This is a genomic window from Snuella sedimenti, from assembly GCF_016428595.1.
In the GTDB taxonomy this organism is placed as follows: domain Bacteria; phylum Bacteroidota; class Bacteroidia; order Flavobacteriales; family Flavobacteriaceae; genus Snuella; species Snuella sedimenti.
Genome location: NZ_JAELVQ010000006.1, coordinates 84,851 through 109,777 on the forward strand (window position 1 = coordinate 84,851; position 24,927 = coordinate 109,777).

The 24,927-nt window shown below is 33.8% G+C and carries 17 protein-coding genes; 3 read left to right on the top strand and 14 right to left on the bottom strand.

Translation table 11 applies throughout. The features are described 5' to 3' along the window. Positions 1–4 precede the first annotated feature (4 nt). From JF259_RS06590 to JF259_RS06600, 3 genes are all read right to left on the bottom strand, one after another. On the bottom strand, positions 5–3,559 hold the full coding sequence (locus tag JF259_RS06590; protein ID WP_199114518.1) for a SusC/RagA family TonB-linked outer membrane protein: 3,555 nt from the start codon (positions 3,557–3,559) through the stop codon (positions 5–7). Positions 3,560–3,736: 177 nt separating this feature from the next. Beyond that, complete coding sequence (locus JF259_RS06595; RefSeq protein ID WP_199114519.1) at positions 3,737–4,882, bottom strand: FecR family protein; 1,146 nt, start codon at positions 4,880–4,882, stop codon at positions 3,737–3,739. A gap of 183 nt (positions 4,883–5,065) precedes the next feature. Then, positions 5,066–5,635 (bottom strand): RNA polymerase sigma factor, encoded by a 570-nt coding sequence (locus tag JF259_RS06600; protein WP_199114520.1) that lies wholly within the window; start codon positions 5,633–5,635, stop codon positions 5,066–5,068. 269 nt (positions 5,636–5,904) lie between these two features. On the opposite strand from JF259_RS06600, the gene JF259_RS06605 reads away from it, so the two are divergent. Both JF259_RS06605 and JF259_RS06610 read left to right on the top strand, forming a co-directional pair. Continuing rightward, on the top strand, positions 5,905–7,017 hold the full coding sequence (locus tag JF259_RS06605) for a glycosyltransferase family 2 protein (RefSeq protein WP_199114521.1): 1,113 nt from the start codon (positions 5,905–5,907) through the stop codon (positions 7,015–7,017). A gap of 92 nt (positions 7,018–7,109) precedes the next feature. Then, the gene (locus JF259_RS06610) at positions 7,110–7,973 is read left to right on the top strand and encodes a hypothetical protein (protein ID WP_199114522.1); all 864 of its coding nucleotides are present in this window, start codon (positions 7,110–7,112) and stop codon (positions 7,971–7,973) included. On the opposite strand, the gene JF259_RS06615 is transcribed toward JF259_RS06610, so the two are convergent. From JF259_RS06615 to JF259_RS06660, 10 genes are all read right to left on the bottom strand, one after another. Next, positions 7,960–8,436, bottom strand: a complete 477-nt coding sequence (locus JF259_RS06615; RefSeq protein WP_199114523.1) for a hypothetical protein — start codon at positions 8,434–8,436, stop codon at positions 7,960–7,962. The genes JF259_RS06610 and JF259_RS06615 overlap by 14 nt on opposite strands. A gap of 40 nt (positions 8,437–8,476) precedes the next feature. Further along, positions 8,477–9,619 carry a tetratricopeptide repeat protein gene (locus tag JF259_RS06620; protein ID WP_199114524.1) on the bottom strand — a complete coding sequence of 381 codons (1,143 nt, stop codon included), beginning with the start codon at positions 9,617–9,619 and terminating at the stop codon, positions 8,477–8,479. 2 nt (positions 9,620–9,621) lie between these two features. After that, positions 9,622–12,279 (bottom strand): M56 family metallopeptidase, encoded by a 2,658-nt coding sequence (locus tag JF259_RS06625; protein ID WP_199114525.1) that lies wholly within the window; start codon positions 12,277–12,279, stop codon positions 9,622–9,624. Positions 12,280–12,281: 2 nt separating this feature from the next. Further along, on the bottom strand, positions 12,282–12,641 hold the full coding sequence (locus tag JF259_RS06630; protein WP_199114526.1) for a BlaI/MecI/CopY family transcriptional regulator: 360 nt from the start codon (positions 12,639–12,641) through the stop codon (positions 12,282–12,284). 564 nt (positions 12,642–13,205) lie between these two features. Further along, positions 13,206–13,880, bottom strand: coding sequence for a helix-turn-helix domain-containing protein (locus JF259_RS06635; protein ID WP_199114527.1), 675 nt, complete (start codon positions 13,878–13,880; stop codon positions 13,206–13,208). A gap of 11 nt (positions 13,881–13,891) precedes the next feature. After that, the gene (locus tag JF259_RS06640) at positions 13,892–15,775 is read right to left on the bottom strand and encodes a tetratricopeptide repeat-containing sensor histidine kinase (protein ID WP_199114528.1); all 1,884 of its coding nucleotides are present in this window, start codon (positions 15,773–15,775) and stop codon (positions 13,892–13,894) included. Positions 15,776–16,023: 248 nt separating this feature from the next. Beyond that, on the bottom strand, positions 16,024–16,170 hold the full coding sequence (locus JF259_RS06645; protein ID WP_199114529.1) for a hypothetical protein: 147 nt from the start codon (positions 16,168–16,170) through the stop codon (positions 16,024–16,026). 355 nt (positions 16,171–16,525) lie between these two features. Then, positions 16,526–17,530, bottom strand: a complete 1,005-nt coding sequence (locus JF259_RS06650; RefSeq protein ID WP_199114530.1) for a LacI family DNA-binding transcriptional regulator — start codon at positions 17,528–17,530, stop codon at positions 16,526–16,528. A gap of 233 nt (positions 17,531–17,763) precedes the next feature. Beyond that, positions 17,764–18,432, bottom strand: a complete 669-nt coding sequence (locus JF259_RS06655; RefSeq protein ID WP_199114531.1) for a bifunctional 4-hydroxy-2-oxoglutarate aldolase/2-dehydro-3-deoxy-phosphogluconate aldolase — start codon at positions 18,430–18,432, stop codon at positions 17,764–17,766. Between the two features lie 80 nt (positions 18,433–18,512). Next, positions 18,513–19,553: a sugar kinase gene (locus JF259_RS06660; RefSeq protein WP_199114532.1), complete on the bottom strand. Its 1,041-nt coding sequence runs from the start codon at positions 19,551–19,553 to the stop codon at positions 18,513–18,515. Between the two features lie 146 nt (positions 19,554–19,699). Here JF259_RS06660 and JF259_RS06665 point away from each other — a divergent pair, with 146 nt between their 5' ends. Beyond that, positions 19,700–20,725: a LacI family DNA-binding transcriptional regulator gene (locus tag JF259_RS06665; protein ID WP_199114533.1), complete on the top strand. Its 1,026-nt coding sequence runs from the start codon at positions 19,700–19,702 to the stop codon at positions 20,723–20,725. Here the strand turns inward: JF259_RS06665 and JF259_RS06670 are convergent. Continuing rightward, a complete protein-coding gene (locus tag JF259_RS06670) occupies positions 20,722–24,819 on the bottom strand; it encodes an ATP-binding protein (RefSeq protein WP_199114534.1) in 4,098 nt (1,365 codons plus the stop codon). The genes JF259_RS06665 and JF259_RS06670 overlap by 4 nt on opposite strands. Between the last annotated feature and the right edge of the window lie 108 nt (positions 24,820–24,927).

The following is a 24,927-nucleotide window of genomic DNA, read 5'->3' on the forward strand; positions in this document are numbered from 1 at the left end:
TCATTTAAAATTTAGTATCAATTCCTATTGAAATTGTTTTTGCTTGCGGGTAACCATTTCCATATGTATACCCTCTAGCATCAACCATCGAAGCATCTACAACCTTATTGGAACGTTGCCACTGGTAAGGGTTTAGTACTGAAGCAAAAATTCGTAATCTAGATAGTCCTATATTTTTCATAAAAGTTTCTCCTTTATCAAAAGTATATCCTACAGCAGCATTGGTAATTCTCCAGTAATCCCCACTGTCTAACCACATGGTTTGATTACCCCTAAATCCATAGAAAGGGCCACCTATACTTCCCGTTGTAGGGTATAGAGCAGGAAAGTCTACACCAGCAGCACCATCACCTGGTTGTTCCCAGAATGTATGGGCACTTAAATCGGCCAAACCTGTTCTCGCCCAAGCGTCTCCAGTACGATCATAGGCATCCATATAAGCATTCAACACGGTATTCTTAATATCTGCTCCAAAAGAAAATTGGCTATAGGCCTGTAAATACCATCCCTTATATTGGAAGTTTATATTAAACGAGCCTTGAATATCAGGTATTGGAGAAAATTCTGTAGCTAATTTTAAATCATGATCTTCATTCAACAAATAATCTCCGTTTAAATCTTGCCAGATTGGAAATCCTGGTCTAATAGCAGCCCAAGCAGATTTACCCCTTAAAGCCTCTCCTGTAAATGGATTTACCGGTAATTGACTAAGATCATCTATAATATAATCATTAACAAACATTCTGTAAAGGTTTAAAGGCAACCCTACCACATATCCATAATTTTGATTATTATTTATGTAATCTCTATTTCCATTAGGTAACTTTGAAACGAAATTCTCATTTCTAGCAAAACCCGCCATTAAATCTAATTTAAAATCACTGGTTCTAGGAAATACTTTATAACGAATTTGTGCTTCCCAACCATAATTTATAACCCCTGCTATATTTGCTTGTGCATAATTATATCCTGAGTAATTAGGAAACGTTGTATCGAATAATAATTGATCGGTAGTCTTGTGATAGGCATCAAAGGTTAAACTTAATCTGTGGTTAAACATATCAAGGTCTACTCCTATATCCCATTGCTCTGTTTCTTCCCATGATAATTTATTATTTGCCATACGGTTATAATTTGGAATAACCCCGGTAACACCTCCATAAGTTGAGACGCTCATTTGGTTAGCCCAGTACGCATTACCCCCATATCCTAAATTATAAGCTCCAAAACGCGCATTATTAGATCCCATTTGCTTTCCGTTAATACCCCAGCTACCGCGAACTTTAAGATAATTTACTGCTTCTGGAAGAATAGATTCAATAAAAGGTTCTTCGGTTAATGTCCACCCTCCTGAAACAGAATAAAAATCAGCCCATCTTACATCACTTCCAAATTTTGATGATCCGTCTCTACTATATGTTAACATCATTTGGTAACGATCTTTATAATTATAACTGCCTCGCCCGTAATAGGATAGCAAAGCATTAGACTCTATACTTGTATCTCCAGAAATTTCTTCATTAGTATATCGCGCATTTATAACTTTAATAGCGTCACTACCAAAACCTATGGCAGAAAGTCTCATGTTTTCATACTGGTTAAAATCAACACGATTACCTAAAACCGCAGTAACAGAATGATCACCTGATCCAAAGTCCTTAAAATAACTTAAATACGTATCGGCATTCAAATTGTTTCTGTTATACAATGCATAACTGGCGAAGCCATCACCTTCAGGTCTAATTGTAGATGGCTCGTAAAAGTTCTTTTTGTTACTATCGTATACATATGTTAACTGCGAGTTCAAACTTAATCCATCAAAAAGGTCCAATGTTGCAAAATTAGACAAGGTTAAGTTCACACTTCTGTCTGTGTTCATTTTATCATTTAACTCGCCAGCTAAAGACATTCTCTTTTCATCTGATATATAGAATAGGGAAGAATTCAATTGCGCAGGATTAACAGGTAAGGTTGAGTTAAGATTAAAAGCACCTTGGTAAGGGTTACCTTGTCCTGTTCTCTGATCGTTATGCGTAAATCTAGTAATTAACTGATTTCTGAATTTTTTTCCTGCCTTAAAGTTTAAATTAGAAGAAAATGTAATTCTTTCTACTCCTGTACCCTTAATGACACCTTCAATATCATCATATCCTAAGCCAAATCGGTAGTTTGTTTCTTCGGATCCTCCACGCATCGATACGTTATATTTTTGGGTAACCCCAGATCTGTAAAATAAATCTTGATAATCAACATTATTATTAAATGCTGGGTTTAAACTATCGGACAACATCATAGGTGTCTGTCCATTTTGTCTTTCGTAAGTAGCCCACCATTTATTTAACATGTCCCATTTAGCATTTCTTTCGGCAGCACCAACATACATAGGCACTAAATCTGGTTTAGGCTGAAATCCGACATTAGAAGAAAACGTGAATTCTGGTTTGGCTAAAGCTGCACCACGTTTGGTTTGAATAATGATAACTCCATTAGCTCCCCTTGATCCATAAATTGCAGCTGCTGAAGCATCTTTTAATACATCAATACTTTCAATATCGTTTGGGTTTAAGGATGCTAAAAAATCTTGGTTAGAAACGCCATATCCAGCCAAATCTTCCAAACTAGTTTGTACACCATCAACTACATACAGCGGGCTGCTGTAGGCAATATCTGGATCGATATCGGCTCCAATAGCAGTATTACCTCTAATAACTAAAGCCCCTCTACCAGCAGGTGCTCCAGTCATAGTGACATTTTGCATTCCAGTAACTTGAGTTGCTAAAATACCTGAAACATTTAATACAGGAATGCCTTCTATAGCTTCTGCTTTTACACTGGATATGGAACTCGTCACCTCACTTTTATGTACTTTTTGATATCCAATAAGAACTATTTCATCTAACTCAGATGCAGATTCTTTTAAAGTAACATTAATAGTGGTTTGATTGGCAACTGGAACCTCTTTGGTTGTAAACCCCAAATAAGAAAAGACCAATATAGCGTTAGAGTCTTTTATTTTTAGCGTATAGTTTCCATCAAAATCGGTTGAAGTTCCTATGCTAGTGCCTTTTACAATAACCGTAACCCCAAGCAATGGCATAGCATTTCCATCTACCACCTGACCTTTAACTATACCTTCTTGAGGTTTAATATTAGATAGTTCAATATGTGGGATTTTGGGTTGCTTAATTTTGTTCTCTTTAACATTTGATTTCAGAACAATTTGTTCATCTATAACCCTGAAAGTAACTGGTTGCTTATCGAATAAGTACTTTAATATTTTTGAAATGCGCTCTTTTTTTGCTTTAATAGAAACGATTCTTTTTATGTCAACTTGATCTGTATTGACAAAAAATTTAAAATCGGAGGCCATTTCTATTTCTTCGAGAACTTTTTCAATACTCACATTTTCGAGATCCAACGAGATCCTAAAATTTTGAGAGTAAGTATTGGCATGTATTTGAAAAAGTGTTACCAATATAAAAAATGAGGTTATCTTCATTTTCAAATCGAATTTAAAAAGAGTAAAGTCATTACTCTTTACTTTAAAAAGTATTTTCATAAATTTGTGTTTGGTTGTTTTTTTTGATTTAAATGCAATCACTTTCTTTACCGGGAAATGTTACGACCATTTTCCGGTTTTTTTGTGACTTTTAATAAAAGAAGGTATCGTCTTAATGTTTCATAGGCAATAATGCTTTTTATGGTTTATAATTAATTCTATATTATGTTTGGTTTGCTATTCAATAAGCACCTTGTTATTCTTAATTTTATATATAATATTAGAGCCACTACTTAATGTTTGTAAAACCTGTTCGACAGTCTCATTAGTAAAACTGGCATTAAATGTACTTTCCTCTAAAACTTCGTTTTTGTTTTGTATGGTGACATTGTAATACCGCTCTAATTTTTTTCTAATAACCTTAAACGGTGTATGTCTAAAAATCAACTTTCCGTCCATCCAAGCGGTATAGATATCCGTTTCCACCTCTTCAATGTTAATTTTATTCTGCGTTTTATCCCAAGCTGCTTTATGATTAGGCTCTAATACTGTAGCTTCCTTTAAGTTAAAGCCCTCTTCTTTATTGTATACACCCACCGATCCTTCCAACAATACGGTATTAATCGTTTCGTCCTCTTCATAACTGGAAATATTAAAAGTAGTTCCTAAGGCCCTAACATTTATTTTATCATCTACTGTCACTATAAAGGGGTGTTCTTGGTCTTTGGCAACTTCAAAATAGGCCTCACCATCCAGGAATACATTCCTCTCCATACCTTTTATAAACTTCACTGGATAACGTAGTGACGTCCCTGCGTTTAAAAAAACATGCGTACCATCAGATAAGTGCAAATCAAATAACTTACCATATGGTACTGTTAAAGTGTTATATGCTAGTTTTTCTACACTGGAATCATTTGTGTAGATTAAATGTTTACCAGTATATTGACCTACAATGTTACCATTTGCATCAGTAACTTGAGAACTACCATCTTCACGAATAACTTCTACATTACCATTGTCTAACGTTAGGGTTATAACATTTTCATCAAGAGATTCCTTAAAAAACAAATGCTCTTTAATGATATAAATGCTTGAAGCACAAAAAATGCCTAGAATCAAAATGGCAGCAAACCTTAAGTATCTGTTTTTTGCATTTACAAACTTATTTGAATATTGCCTATCATTACCAGCAATTTGTTTTTGGAGCTTTTCATACAATCTATTCTCCACTAGCTGTCTGTTTCCATGCTTGGTTGCGATCCAGTTTTCGCCATCACCTTGATAACTTTCTAAAAAGTCTTCTAACAACTTTTTCTCATTTGGATCACACCTGTTTTCAAGGTATTTACCTACAAGTATTTCTATTTCTTTTCTAGTCATTGTTGTGTAAAAAGTTAGTTAGTTTTGGTATGTTATATATTAAGTACCATTTAAACCAACTAGGTACCATAACTTTTATCTTTTTTTTTAAAATTTAAATATGAAATAACATACTTATCTAAAAAAAACAATAAACATTAAACACCAAATAAGGAAAACTAATGGAAGGGTTCGTTAATAAAACTAGGAAATAAACGCATACAAAAAGAGAAGCAACACACTAAATGTTTCTTCTTCCATATGTGCCCTTAAGTATTTAAGAGCAATAGAAATCTGATTCTTTACTGTCCTGATAGAAATATTTAATTTATCAGCTATTTCTTTGTGTGACAAACACTCAAAACGGCTTAAGTAAAATATTTCCTGACATCTTTTCGGCAAATTTTGAGTATGCTTATAAATCATTTTTTCCAGATCCTGTGCAGTCATACTATCATATGGAGTATTATTAGTTTTTACAATATCGTAAAACTTATCAATATCCATATTAACAAATTTTGTATCTCTAAAGTGCTTATATATTCGAAATCTTAAAGATTGAAACAGGTATGCGGATATATTCTGAATATCTGAAGTTTTATTATTTTTCCACAACGCAAAGAAGATGTCCTGTATCAAATCTTCACATAAATCTCTATCTTTTAAGATATTGTATGCATAAACATATAACTTATCCCAATGTTTTAGATAGACGCTACGAAATACATCAGAATCATTTATATCCAACGTTTCATTATTTAAATATTTCTTCATCTATCGTTATAAACAGCAATTTCTCAAATATAGAAATTTATTTAGTAAATACTATATCTATAAACCATGTCCTCTCTAATATTATCTAGATATTCTTAATTGCTTTAACTTTAACATTATTTTTTCTACAAAAACCAAATTTAAAACTTAAACCCCTCTATATCAACAAAGAAACTCCTTCAAATCAAATTACGTTTAAAATATTTTAATACATTTTTAGTGAACCTTTTTAGTACGTACCTTTAACACGTAAAATCTACCAATCTTTTATGATCCTGATTAGTATTGTATATTTACTTTTAATAGGCAGTTTTATTTATGGATTTAACAAGCTTAGATCTTATAGCATTAAAAATAATAAGGCTGAGATATCTTTTTCTATCATCATTCCTTTTAGAAATGAAGCAGATAACTTACCCACATTACTAGCATCAATTGCTTACTTGGATTATCCGCATGATCAGTTTGAAATTATTTTTGTAGATGATAACTCCAATGACGCTTCAGCGGACTTAATAAAAGCATCTTCAGCTAAATCACCATTAAACATCAGGTTAATTCCTAATGACAGACGTAGTGACTCACCAAAAAAAGACGCCATAACCACTGCTATCAGCCAAGCTAAATACGAGTGGATCATTACGACTGATGCCGATTGTAACTTACCAAAATACTGGCTACAAAGCTTCAATAATTTTATCCAAGAAACCGACACTTTATACATAGCGGCACCCGTGACTTACTCCATAAAAAACACATTCTTAATGCGTTTTCAATTACTAGATGTATTAAGCCTACAAGGTGCCACAATAGGAGGCTTTGGTATAAACAAACCGTTTATGTGCAATGGTGCCAACCTATGTTATAAAAAATCGATTTTTAAGGATTTGCAAGGTTTTAAGGGCAATGATCATATTGCTGGGGGTGACGATATTTTTTTTCTTGAAAAAGTAGCTAAAGCTTATCCGCAACAAATGCATTATTTGAAATGTAGGGAAGCTATAATTACTACGACGCCACAAATGTCGTGGCAAGATTTAATATCCCAACGCATCCGCTGGGCTGCAAAAACAAGTTCCTACAATAATTGGTTCGGAAAATTTACAGGGTTTATTGTTTTGCTTATGAACGCTTTGGCCATTGCCTTGCTTATGCTAACTTTTATAAGTGTAACTTATGTTAAAAGTTTACTTTATGTCCTGCTCATTAAATTTAGTATCGATTTCTTTTTAATCTATAAAACGGCTTTGTTTTTTAATCAAAAAACGGCTTTAAGGAGTTATTTTTTTAGTTTCCTACTGTACCCCTTTTTTAGCAGCTATGTTGCTGTTGCCTCAACCTTTAAGGGCTATTCTTGGAAAGGTCGCACTTTTAGAAAATAATGTTTGATTTATTTTTGTAGCTTTACGTGTGTTTTGAAAAGTGCATTCTGTATGAAACGAACATTATCGAATAATTACTAAAATATAAACCTGTGAAAACTATATTTTCACTGCTATGCGCTCTTTTAATAAGTCCATTGTATTGTTCGGCACAAGAAACCTATACGGTTAATGGTGAGCAATTACTGCTTAAAACCGAAGTTAAAGGTGCTTTAAGCCTACTATCCTACCGCAATAAGGATCAATCCCGCTTTTTTATCAAAGACAAAAGCAATGATATTATTGAACTTATTCATCCCAGAGATGGAGGCAATACATACAAAAAAACCTTAGAATCGTTAACCCAAGGAAAGAATATGTCTGCCCAACTTGTTGGTTTTGGGCGTTACAGCTTAAAACAATTTGTTAAAGCCTATAACTCTAATGGCCATAGGAAATATGCTTACACCGATGAGCGTGTACAGGCGCAATTGCGCATAGGCATATATAGTGGTGTTACAAATCATCCCTTTATAGATACGCCAAGACAAGTTTCTGCTGCATTGTTTGGAGCCATCTTAGAGGTCTACGAAAAAAACAGTGCTGCTAGACAAAGTGGTTACATTAGTATTGAACAGGCTTTGGGTAATGTTAATATGGGATACGCTTCTACTCAATTTGGACTTGGTTATAGATTTCGGTATATTAAAAATAGCTGGTTTAACGAATACCTCAACTTACAATTAGCCAACTTTACATTTTCGAACCGTACTTTTGAAAGTTCAAACGATGAAAATAAACATGAAAAGCGGGCTAGTTTTAGTGTCCCTTTAGTGTTTGGATTAGGAATGGATATAAAAGTTGGGGATACAAGTTTTATAACCCTAAACTACAACGAAATATTTGCTGTATTTGCAGACTACCACAACAGTTTCCCGGTTAACTTTATCATAGGGTATAAGTTTAATTTACCTTAATAATAATGGGTAATTCAAATTCTGTTTTCACCTGTTGCCCTCTTTTTAAGGCTGGAAAAATTCGTGGTAGTGAATCCAAACTTTGTACTAACAACCGTTCTATATTCGGAATTTCTTTGGTTGTAAGCGAATCTATCTTTGCATTTAAAAGCGCTAATACACCCTTTTCGGAAAGCTGAAATTTCAAAACGATGGTATCTTGAACATCTTGGGTTACAATAAGTGACTCTTTTTGTAAATACTGTGCGATATGCGTTGTCAACACATGCTCAAAACACAACTTGTGCGCTTGCTTAGTTTGCGATGTATCACATAAAGCAAAGCTTGGATAAGCATCAACCTCTTTCCAGTTAAAGGTTTTTAACTCTTCCTTTAAAATGGCTTCGGGCGATGTTTTTTTTACATTAAAATACTCGCATGACACTAGTACCAAAACGACAAGAAAAACACAAATTTGTTTCATCGATTACATCTGAAACCGAAAAATACAATTTTTTTGGTTTTTAATCTCCTTTTAATTCATTCTTCATGAATTTTTCCTTTTTCAAAGCCTTCATTCTGAAATTGACCATGTTCAAGTACGTACTTTTAGGAAACTTTTCTTTAAAGCCCTCGTACAATGCCATTCGTGTATCAATATCTTCATAATAGCGATCTTTCGTATAAACCAAATAAAAATGGGCACTGTCACTATTTGGGTTTTCGTGTATTGCTTTACGAAAGGCTGCTATGGCTTCTTTATGCTTTTTTTGCCTGTTTAAAACCATGCCTAAGTTCTTATAGCCTTCTTCCAAAGATACGTCTTGTAGTTCCAATGATTCGGTAATATATTTTTCGGCATTTTCAAAATCATTTATACGTTCATAAAGTTGACCTAACACATATAAGTTACTCGTATTATTTGGTTCATACTTCAAGGCTTCAAGACCTTGTTCAATCGCTTTTTCATATTCCAATATTTTAGCATAGGAATGGCTTAATTTTTCATGAATAAATTGCGAAGATTCATTGAGCGCTATTAATTTTTCAAACCAAACCGCGGCCTTTTCATACTGTTTTCGCAAATAAAAGTTCTGGGCTTTTAAATTAATCAACCCCTTGTTGTTCTCATAGGATGACAGGCCAATATCGATATATTTATCGGCTAATGTATTCTTTCCTTTTTTAAGGTACAGTTTTGCTAGGCTATAAATGGCTTTTTGATGTGTTGCATCTAACTCAATTGCATTATAAAACCTATTTGCAGCTGTAGAATCATTTATGCGCTCTAAAGCCAAACCTAATTCGTAATGGTAATTTGGGTTTTTATGATTTAAATAAACTAATTCATTAAAAACAACGGCGGCTTCGTTGTATTTTTTTGTCTTATGCAGCAATTTAGCGTACTCATATTTTAACAGAGCGTCTTCTGGATTTACATCAATACTGGCTTTATAGTTTTTTAGGGCTTCGTCGTAATTACCAATAGCAACATATGCTTTGGCTATTTTATCCAACACCTCCGATTGTTCTTTGTAAGCCTTATAATTTTCAATAGCCTTGGAATAATTGCCATTTATATACAGGCTATCTGCCTTATTTAAATCCGAAGTCTGCGCTTCGATTTTAAACAGTATTAATAAAGATAAAAGTGTTAATCTAAACATAATTATTTTTGAACTTGAAATATAATTGGTAATGAATAAAGCACGTCAACTTTTTCCCCTTCATGTTCCCCTGGTATTAACTTAGGCATTGATTTAATAACACGTATGGCCTCTGCTTCCAACTCTGGATGTGGAGCTCTAGATCTTTCAATAGCAATAGCACCTTCTTTCGTAATTCTAAAAACCACATTAATACGCAATTTCCCTTTAAGTCCAAGACTTTTAGCTAAATCGGTATTAAAATTTCTATTTACATGCTCCTGAATTTGAGTTATTGTACAGTCCTTTTGTTCGCTTTCATTATCCAAAGATGCACATTCTGGAAAAGTTGGCGCCTTGTTAACCACAGCAAAGGGTATTGAGTTATTAACGGAATCATCAGCATATCCAACAATGGCAGTTTCATCTAAAAGTTGTGTGTTATCTACCTCAAATACAATGGGTAAAGAATATGGCACCGTTACATTTTTCCCATTATGTTGTCCAGGAGTCATTTTTGGCAGCAATGAAATTACCCTAACCGCTTCTTTTTCTAATTCTGGGTGCGGCGCTCTGGAACGTATTCCCGTTATATTTCCTTCTGCATCTATTTTAAAAATCACATTGATACGCTGTCTTCCTGTTAACCCCAAAACTGTTGCTATGTCTGTATTAAACTTGTGGTTTACAAATCCGCTTATTTTATCAGACATACATCGTTTTTTCTCTTCGTTAGCTGTTAAACCTTCACAACCTGGAAAGACAGGTACTTGGTCTATAACTGCAAAGGGCACTTCTATATCTTGGTCTGTGTTGTTTTCATGCCTTTTATCAGTTGAAGCATCTACCTTATTGTTTTCTCCATAGGCAACTATTACAGTTTCATCAACAACCGATTTATCCTGAACTTGAAATATAATGGGTAATGTGTAAGGTACAATTACATTTTGACCTCGTTGCTTACCAGGCGTTATTTTAGGGAGTGATTTAATAACACGAATAGCTTCAGCTTCTAAATCTGGATGGGGCGCTCTTGATCGTATACCAATAACATCACCCTTTGTATCAATTTTAAAGATAACATTAATGCGCTGTCTTCCTGTTAACCCTAAAGTATTTGCTATATCGGCATTAAAATTTCTAGCTAAATATTCTTGAATCTTTCCAGACATGCAATTCCTTTTTTCTGTATTACTGGCTAATGCCTCACAGCCAGGAAACACAGGAGCTTGGTCTACAAGCGCAAAAGGCACTTCAACTTCGTTTAGCATGATTAATTCTGACTCTTCATTCTTGTTTTCCTTACTATTCCCTTTTTTATAAAATACAGTCGACAACTTACCATCTGTTGTTAGCAAACCTCTAAAATTATCATCTTTTTTGAGTAACTCTATTTTACTTTTCTTTCTTGCCTTTTCTGCATCAGTTAATTTTTTTCTATCTGAAACAACCAGTCTTAAGATACCATCTTTAATATCGCTCTCCCACAATAATTTGGCTGCATCCGTTTTCTTGTATGCCAGATAATCGGCATAAGTCATTTTTTGCTGCTTACTCAAATCCTTTACGGGTGTTTCTCCTTTGTCTAACATGTACTTATCTGCCATTTGACTTTTGTAGTAGTCAACCCTTGATATAATATATAAATCGGATTTGGGTTTATATGCGATTAATATCTCCGTAAAGGTCATACCCGCTTTTTCCATCTCCAGTATATTACTATAAAGCTTTTCTTTTAGCTCCTCATCATCTAATTCTTGATATTGGCCATCATCATCTATTTGTTGTGTAGTGATGTTATAACCTTCTTTCTGAGCTTCTGCAGAGGTATACACCAACATACCAAAGACCACTGGTATTAAAAGAACATACTTGATGAGATTAATTTGTTTTGATCTTGATTTACTTAACATAACAATTCGTTTTTTGATTAATGATTGATTGAAAAATGTATTGATGAAAGAAATATGTTTGGTATCAAAAACTTCTGATAACAAGTTTTGATAATATTGATTCTTGTCTTGGTATTTTACGGCGTGTGCATCGGCTATATATTCATGAAGCGTGGCCATACGGATTTGGTACATGTAGACCAGAGGATTAAACCAAAAGAACACACGTAACATTTCAAAAAACATTAAATCGATAGTGTGCCGTTGTGTAACATGTACTAATTCATGCTTAACAATAGTTTGTTTATCTGCTTCTCTAATATGCTCTCCTAAAAATATATAATGGAAAAATGAAAATGCGGCGCTACTATTTAACAAACTAACAATAAACGCCTTACTTATTCGCTGTTTTGGGTTTTTGAATACAAAAAACAATATTCTGGAAAGCTTAAATAAAAAGAACGCCAAAGCAATTACAATACCTATATATAAAATAATTTCCCAGAAAGGCATGGTTGGTACTATTGTTACGGCATCTAGTGCTATTGGTACATTTACCTCTGTGCTTTCCTGTCCCAGTATAACAACCGGAAGCGCTTCTATATATTCCGTTGGGAGTGTTTCTTTTAAGTACTTTATTTTTATAAAGGGCAATAGTATAGATAAAACAGCCGTTCCCAATAAATAAATCCTATTCCAGTTAAAAAAGGTCTCTTTATTTAAGAATACATCATAAACCAATAGAAAGAACAATTGAAAAACTATGGTTTGTAAAATGTAATGTAGCATAACTAATTCTTTTTATTGATCTCTTTTAAAACAGATTCCAACTCTTCCAAACTGATATCGTTTTTTTTGACAAAGAAGGATACCATGCTTTTAAAGGATCCTTGAAAATAGCCATCGACCAACTTGTTAATAGATTGGTTACTGTATTCCTGTTTGGGTATAACAGGGAAATACACATGCCCCTTCCCTTCCTTTTCATAATCGACAAACTCCTTACCCTCTAAAATCCGAACAATGGTAGATACCGTATTATAAGCGGGTTTTGGGTCTGGAAATTCTTTTATTATGGCTTTTACATTGGCCTTTCCCAAACGCCAAAGTATTTGCATGATCTCTTCCTCTGCTTTTGTAAGTTGCTTCATCTCATTATGTTTTTAATTACCATATCATGACCTCAGTTTTCACTTTTAAATAGAACAAAAACCTATTCAACTAAGTTTTTAGTTCAACAAATATAACTAAAATTATAGTTGAAACTAAAAAATTAGTTTTAAAAGTTAAGTTATTGATTTTATTAAAATTAAAAACATTAAAAAGAAGAAGCCCTATGGGTCTCTCACCTCCATAGGGCAGTAAATTGCTATTATCAACAAGAAAAAATTGAGGGATTAATTAATTTTTGTAGTGTTGACAGTATCAAATATAAAAATAAGTCTGATCTTTTAACTGCGGAAAAACCGCAACAACCTTATGGTTTAATTATACTTTTCAATTATATCAATTGTTTTAGAGGCTAAAAAAAAATTCACTTTAAAGAAATTTCTTCCAATTTGATCAAAATATATGGGTTTAACAAAGAATTTATTGAGATAAACTATCCTCGAGACAGCGTCTTAGGCTGTACTCGTCACGTTAATGACAATGTAAACGAAAACCCCGAGGTTGCGCTTCGAGGAATTCTTTTTTTTGACTAGGGTCTGTTAGCACTAAACAAAACCTTTGTCCCTTGCTGCCTGTAAAAGCGATTCATCTTGCCCATCCTGAATGGAAAACAACTCTTTTAATTGCTTCTTTCTTTTCTCTACAGCACTTAAAGAAATATCCAAATGTGAAGCTAAGTTTTTTGTTTTAACGCCTTGCGACAAAAGGTGCAATATTTTTCTATTTTTTTCATCTATTACAATATCACTAGTAATAGACTTTCTTATAAAACTATTTACAGTACCGCTATAAAATGGCGGGTTATTAAGCACTGCCTGGAATGCACTGGCCAACTCACTGGATGTTAAGTCACTTTTAATTAAAAACCCTTCGGGATCGATGTTCTTTATTATGTTATGAATTCTAAATGGTTCATTAAACATAGTAAGGATTACAATCTTGGCATTTGGCAATACCTTTCTGGCATATTCTGCTAAGTCTTCGCCCGATGTCATCGTACCGTCCTTAGACGGCGGTAAGCTTATATCAACAAACAGCATGTTATAAGGTCGCTCTTTTTGAATGGATCCATCCATAAGCGTAACTGCCTGATCGCAATTATTTGCTATATCTATTGCTAAGTTTTGATGTTCCTTTTTAGTAAACAGTAAGGTATTTTGATATCCTTCAATGATCATAGGGTGATCATCAATCATTAAAATTTTAATGTCTTCGGTCATGGTATTTGGTTTTAGTTAATTGGGGCTTTTATTATTACAGAGGTTCCTACCTCTTTTTCTGAAGTTATACTTATGCTACCTTGAATATCGTTAATTCGCGCATTCATATTTTTAAGTCCTATACCAGATTTTGCTTTATTAACATCAAACCCAACACCGTCGTCCGTAATGGTTAAGCAAATTACATCTTTTTTTAATTTAAAACTAATGGTCACTAAAGAAGCCTTAGCATGCTTATGGATATTATGTAGCGTTTCCTGAATGATTCTATAAATATGGATCTTATTTTTATTAGGTAAGTTTTCCCAATTAATGCTGTCATCTGGTTTTAATTCGTAATCCAGTCCATAAACTTTTGTTTGGGTTTCCACAAAGGTTTTAATAATATCCATAAAACCGCCACCAGAAACAAAATCGGTATTCAACTCGTGGGATACTTTTCTAATATCCTGCTCAATAGTTTTAAGCTCATCTATATATTGGCTTCTGGTCTTAACGGCATCTTCACTACTACTCATATTCAAACTGTCCAAACTTAATCGCGTCCCAAACAAACGCCCTAGAACACCATCATGCAGCTCTTGGGATATTCGCTTTTTCTCTAAAGCCCTTGCTTCCTCAATACTTTCGTGTTGCGACAGCATTAAATTATAAATCTCTTCATTGGTTTCCTGTTGTTTTTGAATAAACTGTAACTCCTTGTTCTTGTTACGTTGGTTTATAACTACATATAACAACAACGAGGTTACAATCAGCACAACAGATAGTATTAATAGCCACAAACGCTCTTTGGCTATCTGGATATTTTCTTGCTCTATTTGATCCGTTTCATATTGAATTCTTGCAAACTTGTTTCGAATAACACGTTCATTTTTAATGATACTATCGTTAAGCTTAATATAAGCATCGTAATATTTAACCGCGACACTATCAGTCTCAATTTTAGAGAGTACTAAATACGACTTTAGAAGATCATCATTATAATAATCTTCAGAAATATCTTTTGCTTTGTATGCATGGTACCTAGCTGAATCTGACTTCTTATAATTATGATAGTACTCCGCTAAATGCTGGTGTATAATAATTGACTTATAACGATCACCTATACTATCACATATCCTTAATGCTTTTAAATATAATCCTGGAAGTTTTTCATCTTTGCCTAACGAATAAAGCGTATGCGCGTAGTTATCAAGCACCAAAGCATAAAAGTCTGGACGTTCGTTAAGCAGGTTTTCTTTATTTAAAATTTCATCGTAATATTCTAAGGCCAAATCAAGCTTCCCTGATGCCTTAAAAGTATTAGCTAAATTCACCTTCTGATTATCAATTGTAATTGTATTGTCTCCAGACAACTTTCTTTTTAACTCTAAAGCCTTTAAATGGTAATCTATAGATTCATCAAACTGTTCTAAATACTTAAATACTAAAGCTAAATTATTATAAACAAAAGCTTTATACCTCAACACTTCACTAGTTTCGTTTAGTTCATTTAAAAGAGACAATGCATTAATAGAGGTCAACTCACTTCCTGTAAAGTCTTTTTCATCTGCCTGAAGCAAGGCTATATCCAATAGAACGACAGCTCTATTGAATTTATCGTTTAGTGCCAAAAATAGTTTCTCTGCTTTGTTATCGTAATAATATGCGCTATCTACAGATCTATCATAATAATAATAGCCTAATTTCTTTGAAATTAAAGCTATAGCCGAAGAATCTTTTCTCTTGCTAGCTAATTTTAACCCTTTATGACTAAAATGTAAAAACAGTGCATCATTCTTTAATTCTAAATAACGGGAGGCCAAATTGATATCACTTTCAACGACTAAAGAATCTATTCCTTTCTTTAAAGCTAACTGTCTTGCCTTTTTGGCATAAGCTAATCGTTGCTGCAAATTGAATTTCGAAGAACTCTCTGAAATGGACAAATAAAAAGTGATACTATCTATTATTACTTCAGCTTTATTCTGAGAGTAAAAAACCCCGAAGTAAAAACTTAAAATAAATAAGAAATATAATTTTAATTTCAAGATATTATAGAATATACAATCTCAAATGTATCTATAATTTTTTAATTAATATAAACAATAAAGCCCTTATCTCTTGTTAAGGGCTTTATATTAGTAAATTTTAGGATTTTATATTATCTTTCTTTAATATCTCCTCCAGTGTATTGAACAGTTGTATCGGTTAACACATCATCTTCGTTTAAATCTTGTTTAGTACATGATGTAAATGCTGTAAATACTAGTGCTAGAACTAAAATAACTTTTAAGGTTTTCATATCCATTCGATTTTAGGGTTAAACTATTTTTCTCTATTTGTTTTAAAAAAAATTTAAATACTAATAACTAAGACTTTGAAACTAAAAGTCTCGGTTGAGGGAAAAATGGATAATTAATCTAAAATCGAATGCATCAAAAATGCATACAGATTTTTTTATATAAAAATGAGGGATTGTGGCATTTCTGCCTAAAAATGGATTAATTTTCTTGCGGAGCTGAGGGGAAAATTACAAATGCTCGTTAAGACGTTACTAAAGTAGGTTAAACTACCTTTTGTATACGCATATAATCGATGAAATGCATATTTATTCGATGAACGGTTGTTTTTATATTATTTCCGTATAAAATACCAACAATATTTTAAAGTGTTGAGCCACTTCTAATTAGGCTAGTTTTTACAATTTTTGTCTTAACATCGTCTTCACCAAGATTATTTTGTAGTCTATTAATGAGCAATTGAGCGGCATTGGCTCCAATATCTTTTGCATGTTGCCTAATAGTTGTTAATCTTGGAATACTGTGATTGGATACCGATTTACTAGAAAAACCAATAACTGAAACATCTTCTGGAACTTTGAACCCTAAGCTTGCGGCCATATTAATGGCTATAACACCAGAGGCACTATCGGCTGCCACAACGCCATCTATACCTTTATTTTCTTCAAAGAAAGTACGTATTTTTTTTTGATGATCGTCGTATCGCCCCATTCTTAAAGCCAAAACCTTAAGCTCTGGGTTTTCCAAAATAGCTTTAGCATAGCCTCTTTCCCTTAACTTCCCAACACTTAAATCGTCTATATTACTTATAAAGGCAATTTGTTTTCTACCTTCTTCCAGCAAACTTTTGGTAGCGTTATAAGTCGATTCAAAATCATCTACAATAACTTTATCACACAATACGTCATGTGCTACCCTATCGAACATAACAATTGGAAGCCCTTTTTTTATCGTACTTTTAAAGTGCTGTACTTCATTTTTCATTTGTGTTTCTTGGGCTACACATAATATAAATCCATCCACACTACCATTGGCCAACAATTGCAGGCTTTCTTTTTCCTTTTCTAACGATTCGTTAGAAATACATGTTATAATGTTATAACCATGATTGGCAGCTTCTCTTTCTATTCCAAAAAGAACTTTAGCTAAAAAGTGATTAAGAATATCAGGGATAATAACTCCAATGGTTTTGGTTTTATTTTGTTTTAGGCTTAAAGCAACCTTATTGGGTTTATAATTGTAAAGTTCGGCAAGTTCCTTAACGCGTTTTACTGTCTCTTCCCCTATTTCTTCACTGTTATTCAATGCTTTAGAAACTGTTGAAATTGAGACATTTAACTCTTTTGCCAATTGCTTTAAGGTAACCATACTATTTACACATAATTTATAAGTAACGCAATTTACAAAAATACGTTCTTATAATACGACTGTACAAAAAATTAAGGTTCAATACATAGTAAAATATAAGAAACCACCTAAAAAAGTATTCAAAAACGCCTTAACAAAAACGAATCATCATTACAATTACCTATTGGTTAACTTCTTTTCGTTTGTAACAGCTTGAACCTATTTTTTAGGCGGCTTCTCTTATTGTCGAGAACTTATTTTCTAAGACTTCTAATAATAGTAAGTGCGTTTGCTACGTCAGCTTCTAATTTTGCATAGTCTTTGTTAGCCAATATTTCTTTTGAAATTAATTGCGAGCCCATACCCACACAAGTAACGCCAGCATTAAACCAGCCTGAAAGATTTTCTTCCGTCGGAGCAACGCCTCCGGTAGGCATAATACTAGTCCATGGTTGTGGCCCTTTAATGCCTTTTACGAATTTTGGACCGTACAAGTCTCCAGGAAATAGCTTAACGATTTCACATCCCAGCTCTTCGGCCCTGGCAATTTCGGTTAAGCTCCCACATCCAGGAGACCACAACACCTTTCTTCGGTTACAGGCTATGGCTATATCTTCCCGCAACACAGGGGTTACAATAAAATTAGCTCCTAAAGCCATATATAACGATGCAGCTGCGGCATCGGTTACAGAACCAACGCCCATTATCATGCCCGGTAATTCTTCGATAGCATATTTTGTTAATGCTCCAAAAACTTCATGGGCAAAATCTCCTCGTGCAGTAAACTCCATTAAACGAGCGCCACCTTTATAGCAAGCTTTTAATACGCTTTTACTTACTTCAATATCACTGTTAAAAAACAAAGGGATCATCCCTGTTTCTTGCATTGCATTTGCAACTTCTATTCTTGTAAATTGAGCCATTTTTATTTAAATGTTTAATTTTTATTTATGTAATTGTTAAATCGTTTAGGATGTAACGGTTTAACAATTACACGTTTATTTTATCTAGCAACACGTCCAGATGCATCACCACCCATTAATTTTTCAACTTCGGCAACAGTCACTAAGTTAGCATCTCCCTTAATGGTATGTTTTAAGCAGGATGCAGCCACAGCAAAGTCCAAAGCATTTTGATCGTCATCAGGATAGGTTAACAATCCATAGATCAAGCCTCCCATAAACGAATCGCCTCCACCTACACGGTCTACAATATCTGTAATTTGATATTGTCGGGTTTCATACATTTTTTTACCATCGTATAAAACACCAGCCCAAGTATTATGGGATGCAGAAATAGAGCCTCTTAATGTTGTAATAACTTTTTTGGCTCTAGGGAACTTTTTCATCATTTGCTGACAAACCGATAAGAAAGCCTCTGCCTTTACATTATGCCCTTCTGTTTGTACACTAATCCCTTCTGGTTTAATACCAAAGTGCATTTCGGCATCTTCTTCGTTTCCTAAAATAACATCACAATACGAAGTTAATTCGGTCATAATAGCTTCTCGATCTCCTCCATATTTCCATAATTTTGCACGGTAATTCAAATCGGTTGAAATTGTAATCCCCTTAGCACTGGCTACTTTAACTGCCTCTAAGCACACATCGGCTGCTCCTTGGGAAATCGCAGGTGTAATCCCTGTCCAATGAAACCACTCAACACCTTCAAAAACAGCATCCCAATCGATCATCCCAGGCTCTATTTCTGCCATGGCCGAATGAGCTCTATCATATACCACTTTACTACCTCTAGATACCGCTCCGGTCTCTAAGAAATAAATACCTAAACGGTCGCCTCCATAAACAATCTTATCGACACCGACACCTCGTTTACGCATTTCCATCATCGCGCATTCACCAATATCGTTCTTTGGCAAGCGCGTTACAAAATCAACCGGTATACCATAATTTGCCAATGACACCGCTACGTTCGATTCTCCTCCTCCATAAACCACATCAAAACTATTGGCTTGTGAAAACCTTAAAAAACCTTGTGGAGCCAATCTTAACATAATCTCTCCAAATGTTACTACTTTACTCATATCCTATTTTTGATTAAATTGTTTGCTTAAACGATTAAGCAATTTGCCTTAAAAGAAATCAAAACATTAAATACCATCTAGATGTTTTGATTATACCTATTAATACATTAGTTTTGCTTAAACGATTAAGCAAAACTATAAAAAAATTGGTAAATAAAAAAAGAACAACCATAAAAGACATTGCTAACGTCTTAAATATTTCGCCTGCAGCGGTTTCAAAAGCCATGCATGGGGACTCACGCATTAGTGCCAAAACAATAGAAGCCGTAAAGGACGTTGCTAAAAAATTAAACTACCAACCCAACCATCTAGCAAGTGCCTTGAGAAAAGGTAAAAGTAATTTAGTGGGGGTTATAGTACCTAAAACCAACAGCAACTTTTTTTCTTCGGTTATTCAAAATATAGAAGAGATCCTAAACAAAGAGGGTTACAATATTATTATAACGCAATCTAATGAGTCCTTTAAAAAGGAGTGTAACAATATTGATGCACTTTTATTTACCCAAGTTGATGGCATTATAGCTTCTATGGCTAATGAAACTGTTGATCTTGATTATTACGAAAAGATTAAGTCCTATGGGATTCCTTTAATCTTATTTGATCGTGGCGAGAATAATTTAAACGTTGATTACATAGGTATAGACGATTACCAAAGTAGCCACTTAATCATAGAACATCTAGTAAGTCAGGGTTGTAAACGCATTGCGCATATTGGTGGTTTTAAACATACCAGAATATACAATAATAGAATTCGTGGCTATGTTGACGCAATAAAAAAACATAAATTACCTCTTGATGACGAGTTATTATTTGAGAGCAGCTTAACCATTGAGGACGGAAGAGAAAAAATGAGTCAGCTATTAGCATTAAAAAACAGACCTGATGCTGTCTATGTTGCAGGAGATTATGCTGCTTTAGGTGCTTTGCAAGTATTAAAGGAAAACAACATTAATATACCAAAGGATATCGCTCTTGTGGGGTTTGGCAATGAACCTTTTACAGCCATGGTTAGCCCAACTATTTCGAGTATCAATCAACATAGTGGCGAAATAGGAAGACAGGCTGCTTTAACATTTCTGGAACGCGTAAAAATGCCTACGGTAAAGCAAACATTGAATAAAATAATTCTTAATGCTGAATTAATCGTCCGGGATTCTTCTAATATTAATTAATAATACGAATCTACCTTATGCTTATTTAAATAGTCGGCGACCCCAATTTTCTGTGCTTCCTTTTTAAATTCGGCTGGTGCTTTTTTAAAGGATTTCTTAAAACATCTTGAAAAGTATTTTGGATCGTTAAAACCTGTCATAAAAGCAGATTCTGAAACAGAATAGCCATACTTAGTAAGTAAAACAGCTGCTTTTTTTAACCGTATGAGCCGGACAAAATCCAATAAACTATGCCCCGTTAAAGCCTGACATTTCCGATATATGCTAGAATACCCCATATTTAGCATATCGGACAACTCCTCCATTTTAAAATTGGCATCATCTATTCTTAAGTTAATATTCGCCACAAGATTTTCAAGAAAAACCTCATCCTGGGATTTTTTCTCTTTTAGATCGGGACTACTTATAAACTCTTTACGGTATTTAGATATTATATGTTCTTTAGACATAATAATATTCTTCACCTTAAGCAACAGCTCATTGGTATTAAAAGGCTTGCTTATATACTCAATAGCTCCAGACTGCAGTCCTGTTAACTTTGATTTAGTAGAATTCTTTGCTGTTAACAGTACAACAGGTATGTGTTTCGTTAAGTGATCTTCTTGAAGTTTCCTGCACATTTCAATCCCGTCCAATTCGGGCATCATAATATCACTTAAAATAAGATCGGGAAAGTTACTTTTTGCATAATAATATCCTTCTTCACCATTTTCGGCTAAAATGACATTGTAATCATGACATAAAATATCCTTTAAAAAACTTTGAAGGTCATAATTATCTTCTACAATTAAAACCGTCTTTTTTAATATATCACCATTGCCTTTTTCATGTAAAGACACCGTATTTGTTTCTTCTACTGTTCCTGCTTCTTTAGGTTCGTCTGCAACTATACGCTCATAATCATTATAAGATTCCTTTGCTACAGGGATAATAACAGTAAACACCGTTCCATCGATTGGAGAAGACTCCACTTCTATCTTTCCTTTGTGGAGATCTACTAATTCTTTAGTAAGTGCTAAACCTATTCCCGCACCTTTGTTATTTTTACCAGACTTCGATTGGTAAAACAATTCAAAAATATCATTCAGTTCTTCTCTAGGTATCCCTTGCCCCGAATCGGTTACAGAAAGCTTTATCATCTTTTTAGAGTTAATCGGAATAACTGTTAGCTGAATATTTCCTTCTTGTGGTGTAAACTTGAATGCATTGGATAGAAGGTTATATACAATATGTTCTAATTTCTCTTTATCATACCAAGCTTCTGATAAATTTTTAGGACAATTAATAGCAAAATCAATGTGCTTTTTTCTTGCTAATTCCTTAAAAGATAAACCAACAGCTTGAATGTTTTCGTACAGATCATTTTTTGTTACATTGAGCCTCAATTTATCCAACTCTTTGTCCCTAACCAATGTCAGTTCGCGACCAATTTTCGAAAGCCGCTTGGCGTTGTAAGCAATAATACTAAGACGTTGCTTTAACAATAAATTCCCATTAGCTTCGGCACGCTTTAACATATCGTCAATTGGCCCTAAAATCAGCGTAATTGGTGTTTGAATTTCATGTGACATCTTTGCGAAAAAATTCATCTTTGATGCATTTAACTCACTATCTTTCTTATGGCTTATTTTTTCTAAAAACAGTTTTTTTCTTAAAGAATACCAACGTTTTACCCCATAAGCTATTAATGCTAGCACACATATATATATAACATAGGCAAGCGGCGTATTCCATATCGGTGGTGCTATGGTAATGGTAATCTTTTTCACTGGAATATCCCACACGCCTCTTTTAGTGCCAGCTTTCACTTCAAAAGTATAATTACCTGAAGGGATATTGGTATACGTTGCTATACGCTCTGTATTACTTGTAATCCAATCTGCATCAAACCCCTTTAAACGGTATGTGTAATAGTATTTGGGATCTAGGATATTATTGCCTACAGCCGAAAATCTAAACGAAAAGGACGACTGTGAATGCTTTAGTATTAAGGATTTAGCATCGAATAGTTCATTAGGTATTTGTTCAGGAATTAAAACATTAGCAGATTGATTTAAAATTTCTATACTGTTAATTTGTAACCTTGCCAACGACTGGTTCTTATCCAGGTCTTTAGGATAAAAGTAATTTAGTCCTTTAACCCCCCCAAAGTACAACATACCGTCAGAAGCCTTAAAAACACTCCTCGACATAAATACATTATCCTGTAAACCATCAGCTTTATAATACGTTTTAATAATAGAATCTTTTACATTAAAATGACAAATACCATTAGTTGTGCTCAACCATAAATTATCATTATCTTCCATTACTACAGCAGACAAAGACTTATCTGCTAAAACATCCATATTCTTAAACGAGGTATAGTTATGATGCTCTGTATTAAATTTCAACAACTTACCGCTTCCATTCACCATCCAAATAGTATTAGCATCGCCTATTGCCATCGACTTAATTCCAAGCGCACCCATTGGTGTTTCATTATTGACGGTAGAACAATTTACAAACGATGAGGCTTTTAATTCATCTTTATTCTCTATGAACTGAAACAGCCCCCCTTCGTATAATCCAAACCAAATAGTTTCATTTTGATCCTCAATAATTGATTCGACAATACTCCCTTTGAGACCATACGAGTTATGTTCAAAAGAAGCTAATAGTTTTTGATTTTTAGAATAGACATTTATTGAAATATCGGACCCAACCCAAATACGTCCTTTGGAGTCTTTATAAACTGCCCTAACGTCGGAAGCTTTTAATTTTTTTGAATTGGATATCTCTATCTTTTTAAAACTATCTTTCTGCGTATTACTAAACCACAAACCATTCTTGTAAGTTCCAAACCACAAATTAGCATTATCATCCTCAACAATGGATTGCACATAAAATCCTTTGTTTAAAATGGCATCGTTGAAATATTGTTTTTCCTTTGAACTACCGTCTTTATTGAACGTTATTTTTGTAATCCCTTCTCCATCAGTACCTACCCACAATACATTCTTAGAACTTCTATATATACTTAGTATTCGCAATGGCGAATTGGTTTGAGATCCTTCATGATAATGAATACTATTATTGGCGTTAGGCAGAATATTAACCTTTCCATAATTTGTTATCACCCATAAATTTTTATGAGCGTCTTCATTTATATCTAATATTGTATTTGTACTAAGGGAAGACTCATTTGTATTTTGCTTTGTAAATAAAGTAACATCTCCTTTATGCGCATCAATTCTGTACAGGCCTCCTCCATCTGTTCCTCCCCATACAAATCCATTACTATCACAATATAACACACGAAACATTTCGTTCCTTATATTAAACAAGCGTCCTTTAAAAAAAGTATCCTGTATGAATCGTTTATTAACTATATCGTATACAAACAAACCATAGGTCTCTGTTCCAATCCAAAGTTTATTATAATTATCGGCAACTATCACCAAACCTCCTGGATAGCCCTTAAAAGGAGCATCCAATACTTCTAAATGATTTGATTTATTAGAATAAACAAGGATGTTTCCTGTTCCGTAACCTATACTTAAAAACAGCTCGTCATCGGGGCCAACTTCAATATCACTAATAAAATTTTCAGGAAAGTCTTTTTCAGGGACATGCATTATACTGTCCATAACGGCATTAGCATAACGGTATACTGCCCCTCCTTGAGTCCCCATCCAAACAGTATCGCCCTTTACCTTTATGGCATTAATCGTCTCTTCCTTTATTAAGGAAGCAATAGCTTCAAAATGTTTACCCTTAGCATGATACTTAGTTAACGAACCTTGATGCGATAGCAACCAAATATTCTTAGAGCTATCTAATACCATGTCCTTAAGATAGTCTCCAGATTTTCGATCTGGAAAAATACTATTGTTACTTATAGCTTTATACCTATACCCATCATAAATTAACAAACCACCGCCGTAAGCCATCCAAATATTCCCAATCGAATCCTGAAGCGTTTTAAAAACTCTTATATCCCGATTATTTAATGTTGGAGAAATATGACTGAAGTTCGTATGGTTCTGCCCCGAAACTATTAGCGTAAAAAACACAACAGCTCCTAAAAACACGTAAAATTTAAATTTGTGCATAAATAGTTCTATAAACAATCAAAACCTCATATCAAGACGAAATACCAATAAACTCAATTCTATTAATGAAGTAAGTAAACTACCTTAGGGTTAGTCCACAATGTAGTA